Annotated in this window: 18 protein-coding genes and 2 tRNA genes; 16 read left to right on the forward strand and 4 right to left on the reverse strand. The window is 62.3% G+C overall.

Annotated elements, in window-relative coordinates; genetic code table 11:
* Nucleotides 1-21 precede the first annotated feature (21 nt).
* Both ATY76_RS21805 and ATY76_RS21810 read left to right on the forward strand, forming a co-directional pair.
* Entirely contained in the window at nucleotides 22-1,074 is a 1,053-nt protein-coding gene (locus ATY76_RS21805) for an enoyl-CoA hydratase/isomerase family protein (RefSeq protein ID WP_088676771.1), read from the forward strand.
* 242 nt (nucleotides 1,075-1,316) lie between these two features.
* Nucleotides 1,317-2,255: an MBL fold metallo-hydrolase gene (locus ATY76_RS21810; protein ID WP_088676772.1), complete on the forward strand. Its 939-nt coding sequence runs from the start codon at nucleotides 1,317-1,319 to the stop codon at nucleotides 2,253-2,255.
* A 122-nt stretch (nucleotides 2,256-2,377) separates the two neighbouring features.
* On the opposite strand, the gene ATY76_RS21815 is transcribed toward ATY76_RS21810, so the two are convergent.
* Entirely contained in the window at nucleotides 2,378-4,438 is a 2,061-nt protein-coding gene (locus ATY76_RS21815) for an ATP-dependent helicase (RefSeq protein WP_088676773.1), read from the reverse strand.
* A gap of 106 nt (nucleotides 4,439-4,544) precedes the next feature.
* On the reverse strand, nucleotides 4,545-4,811 hold the full coding sequence (locus ATY76_RS21820; RefSeq protein WP_088676981.1) for a membrane lipoprotein lipid attachment site-containing protein: 267 nt from the start codon (nucleotides 4,809-4,811) through the stop codon (nucleotides 4,545-4,547).
* A gap of 167 nt (nucleotides 4,812-4,978) precedes the next feature.
* Here ATY76_RS21820 and ATY76_RS21825 point away from each other — a divergent pair, with 167 nt between their 5' ends.
* A complete protein-coding gene (locus ATY76_RS21825; RefSeq protein ID WP_088676774.1) occupies nucleotides 4,979-5,245 on the forward strand; it encodes a hypothetical protein in 267 nt (88 codons plus the stop codon).
* A 220-nt stretch (nucleotides 5,246-5,465) separates the two neighbouring features.
* Here ATY76_RS21825 and ATY76_RS21830 read toward each other — a convergent pair whose 3' ends face one another.
* Complete coding sequence (locus tag ATY76_RS21830; protein ID WP_088676775.1) at nucleotides 5,466-5,708, reverse strand: DUF982 domain-containing protein; 243 nt, start codon at nucleotides 5,706-5,708, stop codon at nucleotides 5,466-5,468.
* Nucleotides 5,709-5,973: 265 nt separating this feature from the next.
* Between ATY76_RS21830 and ATY76_RS21835 the strand changes: the two genes are divergently transcribed.
* Entirely contained in the window at nucleotides 5,974-6,414 is a 441-nt protein-coding gene (locus ATY76_RS21835) for a hypothetical protein (RefSeq protein WP_088676776.1), read from the forward strand.
* Between the two features lie 154 nt (nucleotides 6,415-6,568).
* Here ATY76_RS21835 and ATY76_RS21840 read toward each other — a convergent pair.
* Nucleotides 6,569-6,643: transfer RNA gene (locus tag ATY76_RS21840), tRNA-Thr, on the reverse strand.
* A 156-nt stretch (nucleotides 6,644-6,799) separates the two neighbouring features.
* On the opposite strand from ATY76_RS21840, the gene ATY76_RS21845 reads away from it, so the two are divergent.
* From ATY76_RS21845 to ATY76_RS21900, 12 genes are all read left to right on the forward strand, one after another.
* The gene (locus tag ATY76_RS21845; protein ID WP_088676777.1) at nucleotides 6,800-6,994 is read left to right on the forward strand and encodes a hypothetical protein; all 195 of its coding nucleotides are present in this window, start codon (nucleotides 6,800-6,802) and stop codon (nucleotides 6,992-6,994) included.
* Between the two features lie 90 nt (nucleotides 6,995-7,084).
* Complete coding sequence (gene murA / locus ATY76_RS21850; protein WP_088676778.1) at nucleotides 7,085-8,377, forward strand: UDP-N-acetylglucosamine 1-carboxyvinyltransferase; 1,293 nt, start codon at nucleotides 7,085-7,087, stop codon at nucleotides 8,375-8,377.
* 94 nt (nucleotides 8,378-8,471) lie between these two features.
* Nucleotides 8,472-8,903 carry a DUF2948 family protein gene (locus ATY76_RS21855; RefSeq protein ID WP_088676779.1) on the forward strand — a complete coding sequence of 144 codons (432 nt, stop codon included), beginning with the start codon at nucleotides 8,472-8,474 and terminating at the stop codon, nucleotides 8,901-8,903.
* Between the two features lie 58 nt (nucleotides 8,904-8,961).
* Nucleotides 8,962-10,260, forward strand: coding sequence for a histidinol dehydrogenase (gene hisD, locus ATY76_RS21860; protein WP_088676780.1), 1,299 nt, complete (start codon nucleotides 8,962-8,964; stop codon nucleotides 10,258-10,260).
* Between the two features lie 4 nt (nucleotides 10,261-10,264).
* A complete protein-coding gene (locus tag ATY76_RS21865) occupies nucleotides 10,265-10,738 on the forward strand; it encodes a UPF0262 family protein (RefSeq protein WP_088676781.1) in 474 nt (157 codons plus the stop codon).
* Entirely contained in the window at nucleotides 10,735-11,220 is a 486-nt protein-coding gene (locus ATY76_RS21870) for a low molecular weight phosphatase family protein (protein WP_190233707.1), read from the forward strand. Before ATY76_RS21865 ends, ATY76_RS21870 begins: the two co-directional genes overlap by 4 nt.
* 123 nt (nucleotides 11,221-11,343) lie before the next feature.
* Complete coding sequence (gene infA, locus ATY76_RS21875) at nucleotides 11,344-11,562, forward strand: translation initiation factor IF-1 (RefSeq protein WP_003545338.1); 219 nt, start codon at nucleotides 11,344-11,346, stop codon at nucleotides 11,560-11,562.
* 37 nt (nucleotides 11,563-11,599) lie between these two features.
* Entirely contained in the window at nucleotides 11,600-12,220 is a 621-nt protein-coding gene (locus tag ATY76_RS21880) for a Maf-like protein (RefSeq protein ID WP_010028866.1), read from the forward strand.
* Nucleotides 12,221-12,252: 32 nt separating this feature from the next.
* Nucleotides 12,253-12,465: a DNA gyrase inhibitor YacG gene (gene yacG, locus ATY76_RS21885; RefSeq protein ID WP_088676783.1), complete on the forward strand. Its 213-nt coding sequence runs from the start codon at nucleotides 12,253-12,255 to the stop codon at nucleotides 12,463-12,465.
* A gap of 169 nt (nucleotides 12,466-12,634) precedes the next feature.
* A tRNA-Phe gene (locus tag ATY76_RS21890) sits at nucleotides 12,635-12,710 on the forward strand.
* Nucleotides 12,711-12,910: 200 nt separating this feature from the next.
* Nucleotides 12,911-15,001 (forward strand): carboxy terminal-processing peptidase, encoded by a 2,091-nt coding sequence (locus ATY76_RS21895; RefSeq protein ID WP_088676784.1) that lies wholly within the window; start codon nucleotides 12,911-12,913, stop codon nucleotides 14,999-15,001.
* Nucleotides 15,002-15,231: 230 nt separating this feature from the next.
* Nucleotides 15,232-15,621, forward strand: a complete 390-nt coding sequence (locus tag ATY76_RS21900) for a cytochrome c family protein (protein WP_088676982.1) — start codon at nucleotides 15,232-15,234, stop codon at nucleotides 15,619-15,621.
* The last annotated feature ends 131 nt before the right edge of the window (nucleotides 15,622-15,752 follow it).

Genomic DNA, 15,752 nt, shown 5'->3' on the forward strand with positions numbered 1-15,752 from the left:
ATCCAACAGCGGAGGTGGATCATGCAGGACGGCGAAGTCATCATCGAGCGGCGGGGGACTGCCGGCATCATCCGGCTCAACCGGCCGCGGGCGCTGAACAGCCTGACGCTGCCGATGATCCGGGCGATCGCCGAGGCCCTCGATAACTTCGCCGGCGATGCCGAGGTGGCGAGCGTGGTCGTGACGGGGGAGGGCGAACGCGGCTTCTGTGCCGGCGGCGATATCCGCGCCCTGCATGAGAGCGCCCGCGCCGGCGATGGCCTCGCCGGAAGTTTCTGGCGCGAGGAATTCCGCCTCAACCACCAGATCGCCCTCTACCCGAAACCCTATGTCGCGCTAATGGACGGCATCACCATGGGCGGCGGCGTTGGCCTGTCCTCGCATGGCCGCCACCGCGTCGTCACCGAGCGTACGCGCCTTGCCATGCCGGAAACCGGCATCGGCTATCTTCCCGATATCGGCGCCACCTGGCTGCTGCCGAAGGCACCCGGCGAAGCCGGCACATGGCTCGGCCTGACCGGGCTCGATATCGGCGCGGCGGACGCGATCCATGCCGGCCTTGCCGATCTTCAGATCGCCTCGTCGCGGCTCGGCGAGGTGATCGATGCGCTGTCCGCCCTGCCGCGCGGCAGTTCGTCGATCGATGTCGATGCCGCCTTGGAGGCCTTCGCAGAGCCTCCGGATGAGAGCCGGCTGCGGCAGAACGCGGCAGTGATCGACCGTGCATTCGGTTTCGACAGTGTCGAGGAGATTCTGACGGCGCTCGCCCGGGAGGAGGGAGACTTCGCCGCCGAAACGCGGCGGGTGCTGCTGACACGTTCGCCGACCAGCCTGAAGCTCGCTTTGCATCTGCTGAGAGCCGGCCGCCGCAGCGCCTCGCTTGCCGAATGCCTCGGCCGCGAACTCGGCGCCTGCCTGCAGATGTTGCACAATCCGGATTTCTTCGAAGGCATCCGCGCCGCCGTCATCGACAAGGACCGCAATCCGAAATGGTCGCCGGCGTCAGTCGAGGCCGTCGAGCCGGCAATTGTCGAGCGCTTCCTGAAACCGGCCGAGCCGCCGCTTTCGCTCTGACGCGACACCCTCTGAATACCGAGTGCAGGCACAGTTCGGCAGGCGAGAACCGATGCTTCTTCACGCCAGTCTCTTCACCACCAAACCTTCGCGGTGGCCCGCTGAAGCTATAGGCTCGCCTATCCTAAGGCCTAGCTCTGCCTCTCCTTTGACCTGATCGACCGCCAAACACGCTTCGGCATAGTGTCCGCGACGTGAGCCCTAACCGGCACCTCTCGATCACGAAAAAACAGGAGCGCACCATGTCGCAGGCAGAAGCAAGACCCCGTATGACTGGTCAGCAGGAGACTGGCAGGCCGAAGCAGGAAGAATTGGTTCCGTCGCGTTATGCGGTGCGGATCGGCGAAATCGACGTGCTGATCATCAGCGACGGCGTGCTGCCGCTGCCGACCGCGATGCTGGGGCACAACGCCGACGCGGCTGACCGTGCCGTCTGGCTGGACGATATGTTCCTGCCGCGCGACGCTTTCGACTGGGCGCTGAACGTGGTCCTCGTGCGCAGCGGCACTCAGACCATCCTCATCGACGCCGGGCTCGGGCTGGATCCGGACCTGAACTTGCCGCGCGCCGGCCAATTGATCAAGCGGCTGGAAGGCGCCGGCATCGATCTTGCATCGGTGACCGACGTGGTGCTGACCCATCTGCACATGGATCACATCGGCGGCCTGCTGGTCGATGGGGTGAAAGATCGGTTGCGTCCGGACCTCCGGATCCACGTGGCGGCAGCCGAGGCCAAGTTCTGGGAGGCGCCCGATTTCAGCCACGTCTCCATGCCGCCCGGCTTTCCGGATGCGCTTCGGGCAACGGCAAAGCGGTTCCTCGGCGAATACGGCAGCCATCTCAAGCTGTTCGACGAGCAGTCCGAAGTGGCGCCGGGCGTGGTCGTCCGCCGCACCGGCGGCCACACGCCCGGCCATAGCGTGGTTCGCCTGGCATCGGGCGGCGACCGGCTGACATTCGCCGGCGACGCCGTGTTCGCGGTCGGGTTCGAGCATCCTGACTGGTACAACGGCTTCGAACATGATCCCGAAGAGGCGGCTCGTGTTCGCCTCGAACTTTTGCGGGAGCTGGCGGCGACCGGCGAACAGCTGGTGGCGACCCACCTGCCGTTCCCGTCCGTCGGCCGGGTGGCGGTCGAAGGCGAAGCCTTCCGTTGGGTGCCGGTATTCTGGGATTATTGAGCGCCAGCTCAAGACCGAACGAAAGCGCGTCGCATGGATCGGATTCCATGCGACGCGTTTAGCTCTTTGGTTTTATGCATGTCGTTATCCCGGAACCGCTGCACACTTCCGGGCGACATGCATTATCGCCACATGCCGCGCATGCGGGCGCCGACATCGATGCGCACCTGCCGTGCCTGGGCTTGAGCGGCGGATTCCGATTTCACCTGGGGCCAGCTGCAGGCCTCGAAGAACTGCAGCAGCGTTGCCGGAATGAAGCGGCTGCGCGAGGCATAGACGTGCCGGTCGCCCTGGGCATTCTGCCCATAGGTGAAGAAGCGCTGCGGCACGACGAGGTCGAGCCCGTCCCGGGCGCGCGTCATTGCCACATAGAGCAGACGCCGCTCCTCCTCGATTTCGGCCGTGGTGCCGACGGCGAGATCGTTCGGAATGCAGCCGTCGACGACATTCAGCATGAAGACCCGCGTCCATTCCTGGCCCTTGGCGGAATGAATTGTGGAAAGGATCAGATAGTCCTCGTCGAGAAGCGGCACGCCGGCCTGGTCGCTGGTCGCATCCGGCGGATCGAGGGTGAGTTCGGTGAGGAAGCGCTCACGCGAGGCATAACCGCCGGCGATCTGCTCGAGCTGTAAGAGATCGGCCTGCCGCGTCGAAGCGTCTTCATGCAGCCGTTCCAGATGCGGCGCGTACCATTGCCGCGCCAGGCCGATTTCCGCCGGCCAGCCGGCTTTGCCGGATTTCATCTCCTGCAGCATGGAAACGAATGCCGTCCAATCCTCGCCGGAGCGCGGTGGCGCCGGCATGGCGGCGAGCGCCGACAGCGGGCTCGCATCCTCGGCCATGAGGTCGAGCGCCTTCTGCGCCGTCGACGGCCCGACGCCCGGCAGGATCTGCATCAGCCGGAAACCGGCCACCCGGTCGCGCGGGTTCTGCGCGAAGCGAAGGGCGGCCAGCATGTCCTTCACATGCGCGCTGTCGAGAAATTTCAGCCCGCCGAACTTGACGAAGGGAATGTTGCGCCGGGTCAGCTCGACCTCCAGCGGCCCGCTGTGATGCGAGGCGCGGAAAAGCACGGCCTGCTGCTTGAGCTTGAGGCCCTCCTCGCGATTGTCGAGAACCTTGTCGGCGACATAGCGCGCCTGCTCAGCCTCATCGCGCACATTGACGAGGCGCGGCCGCTCGGCCGATTGCCGCTCGGTCCAGAGGTTCTTGGTGAAACGCTCCGCGGCGAGATCGATGACGGCGTTGGCCGCCGCCAGGATCGGCTGCGTCGAGCGGTAGTTGCGGTCGAGCGTGACGATATTGGCGGCCGGGCTGAAGGATGCGGGAAAATCGAGGATGTTGCGCACCGTCGCCGCACGGAAGGAATAGATCGACTGGGCATCGTCGCCGACGACGGTCAGTCCCTGGCCTTGTGGCTTCAGCGCCATCAGGATCGAGGCCTGCAGCCTGTTCGTATCCTGGTATTCGTCGACGAGCACATGGTCGAAACGGCTGCCGATATCCTCGGCGATCACGCTCTCGCCCACCATCTGCGCCCAGTAGAGCAGGAGGTCGTCGTAATCGAGCACGTTCTGGCTCTGCTTGGCCTCGACGTAGCAGGCGAAAAGCTCACGCAGCTGTTTCTCCCAGGCCGCGCACCAGGGGAACGCGTCGCGCAGCACGAGGTCGAGCGCCGTCTCCGAATTCACCGCCCTGGAATAGATGGCAAGGCAGGTGCCCTTGGCCGGAAAGCGGCTTTCCGTCTTGGAGAAGCCGAGATCGTGCCGGATGAGGTTCATCAGGTCGGCGCTGTCTTCGCGGTCGTGGATGGTAAAATCGGGATCGAGGCCGATCTGCTTGTTATAGTCGCGCAGCAGCCGCGCGCCGATGCCGTGGAAGGTGCCGGACCAGTTGAGCGCGTCGGCCATGACGCCGGCATTCGGCCCCAGCACATCGCGGCAGATGCGCTCGACCCGCCGCGCCATCTCGGCGGCGGCCCGGCGCGAGAATGTCATCAGCAGGATGCGGCGGGGATCGGCGCCTTTGACGATGAGATGGGCGACCCGGTGCGCCAGCGTGTTCGTCTTGCCGGAACCGGCGCCGGCAATGACCAGCAGCGGCCCGGCAATATGGCTGCCGTCGGTGAGCGTGCCATGCTCTACAGCCATGCGCTGCTGGGGATTGAGCTTTTCGAGGTACATCCAGCCGTCCGGTCGGGCTCCCGCAGAATCACCGGGAAAGATTAGATGTTCCTTGAATGTTCGCGATTTCAGCCTCTGTCAAGCGCCGCTGTGTCTGGAGCGAGTTTCAGTCGGGGAAATCCGGTCCGACCTCGCGCCGCACCAGTTTGAGGCTGCGATCCGGCTGCAGAATATAGGTCTCCTCCACGCGCTGGCCGCTCTCGTTGTAGAACTGATTGTAGACGGCGCTGCCGATGGGCGACTTGGTGAGCTTCGTGCGCGGCTGGCCGCCATAGGTGATGCTGCCGGGAATGGGTTCCAGCGCCGGGCTGTCGGCCGAAGAGCAGCCGGCCAGCAATGCTACGGCAAACAAGGCGGACAGAAGCACTTTCATCGTCGTCATCTCTCTCTGACTGCAGTGAGATATGGAAACAGCCACAGTTTCCGCCAAGGAGGTAACCCGTCGTCCGTGCGGAATCGCGCTCATATCCCCGCATTGACAAGGGAACCAAAGCGCCGCCCTGGGGGTTGTCATGCCGGATCTAAATGCTGGAGACCACCATGCAGCTCATTCTTCGCCTCTGGGCAGCGAGCCTGATAACAGGTTGCGGCGTCTTTGCCGGCTCCGCCTATGCCGCCCTGGAAACGACCGGCGCGGAGTATTCGGCTCTGCCGAAGGATCAGATCGCCCTCAACGAATATACCGGAACGCCCGCCTGCGATCAGATGGAACCGCACTATCTGCCGTCCTTCATCCGCGCGGCGGATGGCACCATCATCGGTGTCGGTTATGTCGAGGTGGAGAGCGAGGGCGGCACAGCCTGCTGAAATAGAGGCCGGCTCGGACGAGGCTCGCCTGCGTTTCCGGTGACGAGCCTCTCACCATCATCATGATGGCTGGGTGTTTCCTATCGAAGCATCCGCGTCAGGTGCAACGCCTTTTGACCCAAAACCCGGCACCTCATCGATGCAGGGTTAAGTGAAAATTAAACAATGTATCGTTCCGGCACGCTTTTATTCAGCGAGAGCCGGAAATCCTGCTAAACCGCTAATGCAGCTTCAGCTTCGCCTCTTCGGCCGCCGCCAGGAATTCGGCTCTCGCCTCTTCCACGCTTTTGCGCCCGTCGAGCGCTGCCCGGCAGGTGCTGCGAGCCTTGATATAATGCAGCCCGCGCGCGCTCGGCCAGAGATCCGCCAGGCATTTCAGGGCATCGAACGGCCCGTTGACGGTTCTGAGGTCGGTGTCTTCGAAACCGACCTTGACCGGGTCGTTCCATTTTTCAGTTGCCATCGACGCTCCTCCGCGATTTTCGACAGAACTAAGATGCCGCGCCTTCCCATTCTTCAAGGGAGACGCCGCCATGATAGGCATTCTAGCGAGATTTTTGCGGTCAACAATGGTGAATCGTTCGTTGCCGATGAGACGAAATATCAGCCTGCGGAAGGTGGTCGTCGGCGTTTGCATGCCAAAAGGAATTTTTCGCGGGTCGCACATGAGTTGTATGGCGCCGGCGCGCTGCCACCACTACCATGTGCGGGAAAGCTGAGGGCTCGACATGGGTTTCGATCGAATATGGATCCAGGCTGCTTTTCTCTGCTCGGCGCTGGCCATGCCGGGCCTCGGTCACGGCGCAGAGGCGTCCCCACAAGAGGCGTTCTTGACCCGCATTTCTACCGAGATCGTTCCAAGAATGCAGCGGGAATATCTGCGGGCTACCCTGCGCCGGTACGGTGAAGGCACGGTGATAGATCTTGCTGCCTACGCTTGGTCGGAGAACTTTGAGCGGTGGTATATCGAAGGCATGTTCGATGGGACGACTGCATGGCCTCACAAATCAATTCCAGGTGAGGAGCTGGTAACCGGAGAAGTGTTCGAGCTGTGGCAGTTTTCGCCGTTCGTACCCTATTATCTCGAGGTAACCGAAATTCCCGACTGCCCTGCAACGCTGTCCGATTCCTGCGGATGGGTGCCCCTCACCCTAACCCTCTCCCCGTAAACGGGGCGAGGGGACGTGGCCTATGCGAAGCCTGCGAGGAGCGGAAAGGTTGCAACTTGTTCCCTTCTCCCCGTTCACGGGGAGAAGGTGGCGGCAGCCGGATGAGGGGCCAGCCGAGTCCGCAAGAAATAATGTTGGAAATCTGAGAGAAAACTGGTGCTGCCGAGTGGGATTGAACCACCGACCTCACCCTTACCAAGGGTGTGCTCTACCACTGAGCTACGGCAGCAGGACCAGGACCCGTGCGAGCCGGGCGGCTCAATTGCGGGAACGGGGCGGCTATTGCCACAGCTTGACGACAAGCGCAAGCCGCAAAATCCAACTTCGCGTGGATTGCGATGCGAGGGACTTTTGGATCGGCGCGAATTCGGTTAATTCTGCTCATATGAACGAAAAGACCGAAACCGGCCAGCAGAGCCGCAAACAGGCGATCGAGGCACAGGCGAAACTGCGCCGTGAGCGCGCCGCCGAAAAGCTCAGGGAAAATCTTTCGAGACGCAAACAGCAGGTTCGTGCCCGCCGTTCCGGGCAGGCCGACGAGACAAATGGCCTGCCCGCCGCAAAAATGGACGAATCGTAATGTTCCGTCCGTCGCGAATTGAAGCGGCTTGATAAATCCCTTAAACACCACTCCTCCTTTCAAGGCAGAACTTTCAGGAAGTAAGCGCACATGGATCGTATCAGAATTGTCGGCGGTAATGAGCTGAATGGCATCATCCCGATTTCCGGCGCCAAGAATGCCGCACTGCCGCTGATGATCGCCTCGCTTCTGACCAGCGATACGCTGACGCTGGAAAACGTGCCGCATCTGGCCGATGTCGAGCTCCTGATGCGCATCCTCGGCAATCACGGCGTCGATGTCGCCGTCAACGGCCGGCGCGAGCGCCAGGAAGATTCCTACGCCCGCACGATCCATTTCACCTGCCGCACCATCGTCGATACCACCGCTTCCTATGAGCTGGTCTCGAAGATGCGCGCCTCTTTCTGGGTCATCGGCCCGCTGCTGGCGCGTGAAGGCCATTGCCGCGTCTCGCTGCCGGGCGGCTGCGCCATCGGCACGCGTCCCGTCGATCTCTTCATCGAAGGCCTGACGGCGCTCGGCGCGACCATGGAGATCGATGCCGGTTACATCAACGCCAAGGCGCCGAATGGCGGCCTGATCGGCGCGCGCTACACCTTCCCGAAGGTTTCGGTCGGCGCCACCCATGTGATGATGATGGCGGCAACGCTTGCCCGCGGTACGACTGTTATCGGCAATGCCGCCCGCGAGCCTGAAGTCGTCGACCTCGCCAACTGCCTGAATGCCATGGGCGCCAAGATCTCGGGCGCCGGCACGGCGACCATCACCATCGAAGGTGTCACCTCGCTCTCCGGCGCCCGTCACCGCGTCCTGCCGGATCGCATCGAGACCGGCACCTACGCCATGGCTGTCGCCATGGCCGGCGGCGACGTCGTGCTTGAAAATACCGATGTGGCGCTGCTCGACACCGCGCTGGAAACCCTGCGCCGCGCCGGCGCCGACATCTCCGCGACCAACAACGGCATGCGCGTCAGGCGCAATGGCGCCGGCATCAAGCCGGTCGATATCGTCACCGATCCGTTCCCGGGCTTCCCGACCGATCTGCAGGCGCAGTTCATGGCGCTGATGACCCGCTCCTCCGGCATTTCGCATGTCACCGAGACCATCTTCGAAAACCGCTTCATGCATGTGCAGGAGCTTGCCCGCCTCGGCGCCAGGATCACGCTCTCCGGCCAGACGGCGAAGATCGAGGGTGTCCAGCGCCTGCGCGGTGCCCCCGTCATGGCGACCGATCTGCGCGCCTCCGTCTCGCTCGTCATCGCCGGCCTTGCCGCCGAAGGCGAAACCACGGTCTCCCGCGTCTACCACCTCGACCGAGGTTTCGAGCGGCTCGAGGAGAAGCTGACCCGCTGCGGCGCCGTCGTCGAGCGCATCAGCGAGTAAGCCAGCTCATCCCGGTTGCGTAATTCGCCGCAGCATCTTATTTCCCTTGTCTGACGCATCGCCATTCCGGCGGTGCCTGCTGGGATAAGACTGAATGACCGATCTGAAGCTTGTTGCGCTCGATGACGAGGATCTTGCGATCATTTCCGCGCATGTGCAGGACAGCGTCTTCAAGGTCGGCGACATAGACTGGTCGCCGCGCGGCGCGCAGTTCGCCCTTGCCGCCAATCGTTTCGTCTGGGAAGGTGCCGAGCGCAAGCGGAGGGGTTTCGAGCGCCGCCGGGCTGCGCTGGTTTTCAAGCGCGTGCTCGCTGTGCGCTCGCTCGGCTTCGATCGCGGAAAACGTGACGAGGTGCTGTCGCTCCTGGCGCTGCGCTTCGAAAAGAAGGGCGAGGGGCCGGACGGCACGATCGAGCTGGCGCTGTCCGGAGCCGCTTCGATTGCGCTCGACGTCGAATGCATCGAGGTCCAGATGGCCGATGTCGGCGGCGCCTGGGCGGCGGTCGGCAAGCCTCGTCATCCGTGAAACGCGTGACGCCTGAAGTTTGAATATCGCGGTTTCGAGTTGAGAAGGAATATCGGTCTTGGCAATCTGGCTGGATCAGGCATCGGAAGGTTTCGAGCAGCATTTCGCTGCCTTTCTGACGACGAAGCGCGAAGTCTCCGAGGATGTGAACGCCGTGGTTCGCGCCATCATCGATGACGTCAGGGCGCGCGGCGATGCGGCGCTGGCCGAATATTCGCTGAAATTCGACGGCATCGATTTCGCGAAAGTCCCGATGCGTGTCACGCCTGAGGAGATCGATGCGGCAATCGAGGCGGTGCCTGCGGAAGTGCTGGGCGCGCTGAAGATTGCGGCACTCCGTATCGAGAGCCACCATCGCCGGCAGCTGCCGAAGGACGATGTTTACGAGGACGACATGGGCGTCGGCCTCGGCTCGCGCTGGACGGCGATCGAGGCGGTCGGCCTCTATGTGCCGGGCGGCACGGCGAGTTATCCGAGCTCGGTGCTGATGAATGCCGTGCCGGCCAAGGTCGCCGGCGTCGACCGCATCGTCATCGCCGTTCCCGCCACCGGCGGCGCCGTCAATCCGGCGGTGCTCGCTGCCGCCAGACTCGTCGGCGTCACCGAGATCTACCGTGTCGGCGGCGCCCAGGCGATTGCCGCTCTCGCCTATGGCACCGAGACGATTGCGCCGGTCGCCAAGATCACCGGCCCCGGCAATGCCTATGTCGCCGCCGCCAAGCGCCATGTCTTCGGCACCGTCGGCATCGATATGATCGCCGGCCCCTCCGAGGTACTCGTCATTGCCGATAAGGACAACAATCCCGATTGGATCGCCGCCGACCTTCTGGCGCAGGCCGAGCATGATGTCAGCGCCCAGGCGATCCTGATCACCGACGATGCCGCATTCGGCAAGGCGGTGGAGCAGGCTGTCGAGCGCCAGCTGAAGACGCTGAACCGCGCCGAGACGGCGGCGGCAAGCTGGCGCGATTTCGGCGCGGTCATCCTCGTTGCCGATTTGAGAGAGGCCATTCCGCTTGCCAACCGCATCGCCGCCGAGCATCTGGAGCTTGCCGTCGCCGATCCGGACCGGCTGCTCGACGGCATCCGCAATGCCGGTGCGATCTTCATCGGCGCCCATACGCCCGAGGTGATCGGCGATTATGTCGGCGGCTCGAACCATGTGCTGCCGACGGCGCGTTCGGCGCGCTTCTCCTCCGGGCTTTCGGTGCTCGATTTCGTCAAGCGCACCTCGATCCTGCGCCTTGGCCCGCAGCAGCTGCGCGACCTCGGCCCGGCGGCGATCGCGCTTGCCGTTTCCGAAGGCCTCGATGCTCATGCGCGGTCGGTTGCGATCCGCCTCAACCTCGAAAGGTGAGGGCATGGCGAAGGGCGATTTCCGGCTTTGCGACGTCGTCCTTGACGATACGATCGGCCGTTCGACGCCCGATGTCGAGCATGAGCGCGCGGTCGCCATTTTCGACCTGATCGAGGAAAACAGCTTCGCGCCGCTCGGCCATGCCGGCGGGCCCTATCGCCTGAGCATCTCGCTGGTCGATGCGAAGCTGGTTTTCGGCATCACCACCGAAGAGGGCGGCGACGTCGCCACCCATATCCTGTCGCTGACGCCGTTCCGGCGCATCGTCAAAGACTACTTCATGATTTGCGAGAGTTATTACGAGGCGATCCGGTCGGCCACGCCGAGCCGCATTGAGGCGATCGACATGGGCCGCCGCGGCATCCACAACGAAGGTTCGCAGACGCTGAGGGATAGGCTGGCCGGCAAGATCGAGGTGGATTTCGACACCGCCCGGCGTCTTTTCACGCTGGTCTGCGTGCTCTACTGGCGTGGATGACGGCCATGGAACTCGCCGCCGACGTCGAGGACGGAAAGAGACCGGGCGCCATCCTCTTCATGTGCGGGCTGAACGCCATCCGCTCGCCGATGGCCGAGATCATCGCCCGTAGCATTCTGCCAGCCAATACCTACATACGGTCCGCCGGCGTTCGCGCCGGCGAGCGCGATCCCTTCGTCGATGCCGTGCTCGATGAGATCGGGCTCTCCCTCGGGCGCCGCCAGCCGCAGACGCTCGATGAGCTCGAGGACGACTATTTCGATCTGATCATCACGCTTTCACCGCAGGCTCATCATGCCGCGCTGGAGCTGACACGGTCGAACGCGGTCGATGTGGTCTACTGGCCGACCATGGATCCGACGGTCGTCACCGGAACGCGCGAGCAGATTTTGGAAAGCTACCGCGAGGTCCGCAATCACCTCGCAGGCCTCATCGAAAGCCGGCTGCTGAAAAGAAAAGGCGTTGCCGCGCAATCGGCGTGAAAACAAATGACGGAAAGCCCGATCAACAAGGTTCACAAACCTGCCTTGATTGTGTAGTTTCCGCCCAAATTTTAAAGGCGCGCGTTGCGCTGCCTCTTCAACCCACAGGAAGAAAACCACTATATGCCGAAAGAAGAAGTCCTCGAATTCCCGGGAATCGTTACCGAACTTCTGCCGAATGCGACATTCCGCGTGAAGCTTGAAAACGAGCACGAGATCATCGCCCACACGGCCGGTCGCATGCGCAAGAACCGCATCCGCGTTCTCGCCGGCGACAAGGTGCTTGTGGAAATGACGCCCTACGATCTGACCAAGGGCCGCATCACCTACCGTTTCAAATAAGCTTACCCGGCCCCCGTCTGCCGATGGTCGAGGTTCCATGGCGCTGAAATACAAGCTCATTCTGGCCTCGGGCTCGCCCCGTCGCGTCGATCTGCTCAATCAGGCCGGCATCGAGCCTTCGCGCCTGATGCCGATGGATATCGACGAGACGCCGAAGAAGTCGGAGCATCCGCGCTCGCTCGCCCGAAGGCTTTCGGCTGAGAAAGCGGAAGCCGCCCTTGCCGCCATCAAGGGCGATATCACCTGGAAGGGCAGCTATATCCTCTCGGCCGATACGGTGGTCGCCGTCGGGCGGCGCATTCTCGGCAAGGCCGAGTTCGCCGATGAGGCGCTGAGTTCGCTGCATCTGCTTTCCGGGCGAAACCATCTCGTCTATACCGGCGTTTGCCTGGTGACGCCGGATCGCAAGATCCGCCAGAAGATCGTCGAGACCAAGGTGCGCTTCAAGCGTCTTTCCGGCTTCGAGATCGAAAACTACCTGGCGTCGGGCCAGTGGCGCGGCAAGGCGGGCGCCTACGGCATACAGGGTCTCGCCGGCACCTTCGTGCAGAAAATGGTGGGTTCCTACACCAATGTCGTCGGCCTGCCGCTTTATGAAACGATTGTGCTTCTGACCGGCGAAGGCTTCGACGTGCATAGCCGGTGGCCCGAGGGCTAAGCCCTACGGCCGATCCATAGGACGGACGAGATATGCCTGAAGAAAAGAAAGCAGCCGCCAAGGTCGAGCCGCTGCGCAAGACGCGCCCATGCCCCGAATGCGGCAAACCCTCCAGCCGCGAACACTATCCCTTCTGCTCCAACCGCTGCCGCGAGGTCGATCTCTCCCGTTGGCTGACCGGTTCCTACGCCATTCCGGTGGCCGACGATGAGACCAAGGCCGATTATCCGGACGAGGAAAACTAAAGAATTCCGCCCGCGAAGCTCTTATTTTTCCTCATGAATCCGCAAAACCGGCACGACCGTCAAAAAAGAGTCATTTGACGCTTGCCATGGCCGAACAAGATGCTATAACCCCGCTCGCTTCCGGGGCGAACCAAGGCCCCGCGGTAGAGATACCATCGGAAGCAGGTTAGCCCAGGTAGCTCAGTTGGTAGAGCAGCGGATTGAAAATCCGCGTGTCACTGGTTCGATTCCGGTCCTGGGCACCACATCACTTTTCCAAATCAGTCTCGGCTACTGCCCAGAACGAACAGGCTCTCGTCGAGGCTGGCGACTGCCCGGTTTTCAGCGTCGCTGCCGATGCTCGGGAAGATTTGGCACAAAAGACGCTTCCGCTTGCCAAAAAACCATAATTGTCTCACCTAGATATTATTTCGACCCCCGGCACTATGAATCGGATCAAGACTAAATGCGCATAGCCTATGTTTTTCTCGGTGCATTTCTTGCACTCGCACAGTCCGCATATGCAGAGGTCGCATCGCCGCCCGATCTGGCGCCGCTGAAGCGGCAGGCGCAAGCCGCTGAACTGAGCGCGGAATTTCTTTCGCGGTATAGCTATAAGCCTGTTCCGCTCGACGATGCCTTGTCGGCGCGGGTCATGGATCAGTTCATCAAGTCGCTTGATCCGGACCGCATGCTCTTCCTCCAGGCCGACGTCGACAAGTTCATGGCTGACCGCAACAAGATCGACGATGCCATCGAACGGCAGGACTTGAAGATACCGTTTGCGATCTTCAACGCTTACGAACAGCGTGTCGTCGACCGCATGACCTACGCGCGCGGCCTGCTGAAGCAGGGCTTCGATTTCGGTGCGCAGGAGAATTATTCGGTACTGCGCGACAAGGCACCCTGGCCGCAGTCGGAGGCAGAGAGCGACGAGCTGTGGCGCAAGCGCGTCAAGAGCGACTGGCTGCGGCTGAAGCTCGGCGGCAAGGCCGATGCGGCCATTCGCGAAACGCTCGACAAGCGTTATGAAAACACGCTCGAGCGCGCCTACAAGTTTAAGAGCGACGACGTTTTCCAATCTTTCATGGATGCCTATGCCACGTCGATCGATCCGCACACGGATTATTTCGGCGCGGCCGCGTCAGCCGACTTCAATGTTTCGATGAAGCTTTCGCTGTTCGGGATCGGCGCGGTCCTGCAGGAACGCGACGACTACACGACGATCCGTGAACTCGTGCCCGGCGGGCCGGCGCAGTTGTCCGGCAAGCTCGCCGTCGGAGACCGCATCACCGGCGTCGGCCAGGGCAAGGACGGTCCGATCAAGGAAGTGGTCGGCACGCGCCTCGATGAAGTCGTGCAGATGATCCGTGGGAAAAAAGGCTCCGTGGTGCGCCTGGATATCCTGCCGGCGGATGCCGGAGCCGATGGCACGCACCGCGTCGTCAACCTGGTGCGCGATAAGATCAATCTCGAAAAGCAGGCTGCCAAGAAGTCCGTGCTGTCCGTGAAAGCGGGCGAAGCCACCCGCAAGATCGGCGTGATCACTCTGCCGGTATTCTATGAGGATTTTGAAGCCAGGCACAAAGGCGACAAGGACTATAAGAGTGCAAGCCGTGACGTTGCCAAGCTTCTCGGCGAACTGAAGCAGGAAAAGGTCGACAGCGTTCTCATCGACCTGCGCAACAATGGCGGCGGTTCGCTGGACGAGGCGATCGATTTGACGGGCCTGTTCATCGGTAAGGGGCCGGTGGTTCAGCAGCGCAGCAGCGACGGCAAGGTCGAGGTCAAAAGCGCCGAGTTTGCGGCGCCTGCCTGGGACGGCCCCATGGGTGTCCTGATTAATCGCGGCTCGGCCTCGGCTTCGGAGATTTTCGCCGCGGCAATCCAGGATTACGGCCGCGGCGTGGTCATCGGCGAACCCAGTTTCGGCAAAGGGACTGTCCAGACGGTCGTCGATCTCGACCAGATCGTTCGCAACAGCAAAGCCGAATATGGTGAGCTGAAGGTGACGATCGCCCAGTTTTTCCGGGTCAACGGCGGCACGACGCAGCTGCACGGCGTGACGCCGGACATCAGCTTGCCGGGACTTTCCGATCCGACCCTCTTCGGTGAGACCAGTTACGACAATGCCCTGCCGTGGGCGGAGATCAAGCCCGCGAAATACGCCCCGGCCGACACCGTCGCGAAGCTGCTGCCGACATTGCAAAGCCGCCATGAGGCGCGGGTCAAGGGCGATCCGGATTTTCAACGCCTGGTACAAGACATCGCCGACCTGAAGGCGCAGCGCGAGAAGGGCGTCATCTCCTTGAACGAGGCGGAACGCCGCAAGGAAGCGGCCGCTCGTGAGGCCCGGTTCAAGTCCCGGGCGCAGGCAAGCGGCGAAGATCCCGGCGAAGATGATGGCCTGGAGTCGGGCGAGCGCAGCCTGAGCGCCGATATCGCCATCGAAAATGCCCGCAAGAACGCAAAAGACGTCCTGCTGGACGAAGCCGCCGCCATCGTTGGCGACGAGGCGGATTTGCAGCAAAGCGTGCTCAACGCAGCGACCAAATAACGGGCAAACGGACGCAAGGCACTCATGCCGGCCGGCGCAAGGATATGCGCCGGCTTGCGTCGCCTCATCAGAGCCGGTGGCGCGAAGCCATCCCGGAATCCATGCCAGAATTGTGAAGCCTTGACTTGCACACGCGAAAGGCTAAACTTTAAGCATCGCTAACATACTCCGCACGCCAAGGCAGCGGAGATGCGAGTGGCTGGGCAACCTTGAGGAGGATGAGGTTTGCCGTGGATTACCGTGTTGTTCTGCTGATTGCCGTACCCGCCATTGCCCTTTCCCCTGCAGTCGCGGGGGCGCAGGAGGGTGATGCGACGGCAGGTGCCACCGTTTTCAAGAAATGCGCGACCTGTCATGTCGCCGATTCCGATACGAACAAGGTCGGTCCGTCCCTGAACAAGCTTTTCGGCCGCACGGCCGGGACGCATCCGGGCTTTGCCTATTCGAGCGGGATGAAGGCTGCCGGTGAGGGCGGCCTCGTCTGGGACGAGGCGACGCTGCGCGACTATCTGCACAATCCGAAAGCGAAGGTGAAGGGCACGAAGATGGCCTTCGCAGGGGTCAAGGATGATCAGGAGATCACCAATCTCGTCGCCTATCTCAAGCAATATTCCAAATGAAGGGCAATACCCCAAATGATCAGTTCCGGCTAACGGCGCCTGCTTAAATCGCCGTAATTGCCGAGATTTTCTATCTGTGCGATAATAAACTCGACATTTTTGTGGAATGAGGTTTCGCGGTCGCTCAGCCC

The sequence above is a fragment of the Rhizobium sp. R339 genome (genome assembly GCF_002211395.1).
Lineage (GTDB): Bacteria > Pseudomonadota > Alphaproteobacteria > Rhizobiales > Rhizobiaceae > Rhizobium.